The 2,014-nt window shown below is 65.1% G+C and carries 1 protein-coding gene; it reads right to left on the reverse strand.

Annotated elements, in window-relative coordinates; genetic code table 11:
• Positions 1-2: 2 nt before the first annotated feature.
• On the reverse strand, positions 3-2,014 hold a 2,012-nt coding region (infB, locus tag LQV45_RS28295; RefSeq protein ID WP_230010262.1), incomplete at its 5' end, for a translation initiation factor IF-2.

Below are 2,014 nucleotides of genomic sequence, written 5' to 3' on the forward strand. Positions count from 1 at the left end.
ACTTAGACGCGCGGCTTCTCGCGCATCTCGAAGGTCTCGATGATGTCACCTTCGGTGATGTCGTTGAACGAGCCAAGACCGATACCACACTCGAAGTCCGTGCGGACCTCGGTTGCGTCGTCCTTGAAGCGCTTGAGCGTCTCAACGGTGAGGTTGTCACCGATGATCTTGCCGTCGCGGCTGATGCGGGCCTTGGCGTTGCGCCGGATAACACCGGAGCGGACGATCGAGCCTGCAATGTTGCCGAACTTGGAGGAACGGAACACTTCGCGGACCTCGGCGGTGCCAAGCTGGACCTCTTCGTACTCCGGCTTGAGCATGCCCTTGAGGGCTGCCTCGATGTCATCGATTGCTGCGTAGATGACGGAGTAGAAGCGCATGTCCACGCCTTCGCGGTCTGCCAGTTCGGCAACACGCTCGGCGGGCTTGACGTTGAAGCCGATGATGACGGCGCTGTCGACCGTTGCCAGGTTGACGTCGTTCTGCGTGATCGCACCGACACCGCGGTGGATGACGCGGAGCTGGACACCCTCGCCGACGTCGATCTTGAGCAGCGCGTCTTCGAGGGCTTCCACGGCACCGGACACGTCACCCTTGAGGATGAGGTTGAGGGTGTCGATCTTGCCATCGGCGACGGCCTGGTCGAAGTCTTCCAGGCTGATGCGCTTGCGGCGCTTGGCCAGGGCGGCGTTGCGGTCGGCAGCTTCACGCTTCTCGGCGATCTGGCGGGCGGTACGCTCGTCAGCGGTCACGAAGAAGGTGTCACCGGCGCGCGGGACGTTGGACAGACCCAGCACCTGCACGGGGCGGGACGGGCCGGCCTCGGTCAGGGCGCTGCCGTCGTCGTCGAACATCGCACGGACGCGGCCGTGGGCCGTGCCTGCCACGATGGTGTCGCCGACGTGCAGGGTACCGGACTGAACCAGGACGGTGGCCACGGAACCGCGGCCCTTGTCCAGGTTGGCTTCAATCGCGATACCGCGGGCGTCCTTGTTCGGGTTGGCGCGCATGTCCAGGGCAGCGTCTGCGGTGAGCAGAACGGCGCCGAGGAGCTCGTCGATGTTCAGGTTCTGGCGGGCAGAGACCTCCACGAACATGGTGTCGCCACCGTATTCTTCCGGAACCAGGCCGTACTCGGTCAGCTGGCCGCGGACCTTGTCCGGGTTGGCGCCTTCCTTGTCGATCTTGTTCACGGCCACGACGATCGGCACGTTGGCCGCCTGGGCGTGGTTGAGGGCTTCAACGGTCTGCGGCATGACGCCGTCGTCCGCTGCGACCACCAGGATGGCGATGTCGGTGACCTTCGCACCACGGGCACGCATGGCGGTGAACGCCTCGTGGCCCGGAGTATCGATGAAGGTGATCTTGCGATCGATGCCTTCGTGGGCGTGGGTGACCTGGTAGGCACCGATGTGCTGCGTGATACCGCCGTGCTCGCCCGCCATAACGTCGGACTTGCGGATGGCATCGAGCAGTCGGGTCTTACCGTGGTCAACGTGACCCATGACGGTGACAACCGGAGGACGTGCCTCGAGGTCTTCATCGCCTTCGGCTTCCAGTTCGGCGTCGAAGTCGATGTCGAAGGTGGAGAGCAGCTCGCGCTCCTCGTCCTCCGGGGACACAACCTGGAGCTTGTAGCCAAGCTCCTCGCCGAGCAGGGCGAAGGTCTCTTCATCCAGCGACTGCGTGGCCGTGGCCATTTCGCCGAGGTGGAAGAGGACCGTCACCAGTGCTGCCGGGTTTGCCTCGATCTTGTCGGCAAAGTCCGTGATGGACGAGCCACGGCGAAGCCGGACTACGGTGTTGCCGTCGCCGCGGGGTACGCTCACGCCACCCAGCGACGGAGCACTCATCTGCTCCAGTTCCTGACGCTTGGCACGCTTCGACTTGCGCTGCTTGCCACGGCCTGCGCCGCCCTTACCGAAGGCGCCCTGGGTGCCGCCGCGACCGCGACCGCCCTTACCAAAGCCACCACCGGCCGGAGCGCCGCCACCGGCACCGGGAGCACCGGTAC

It is taken from the genome of Microbacterium sp. Bi128, assembly GCF_918698205.1.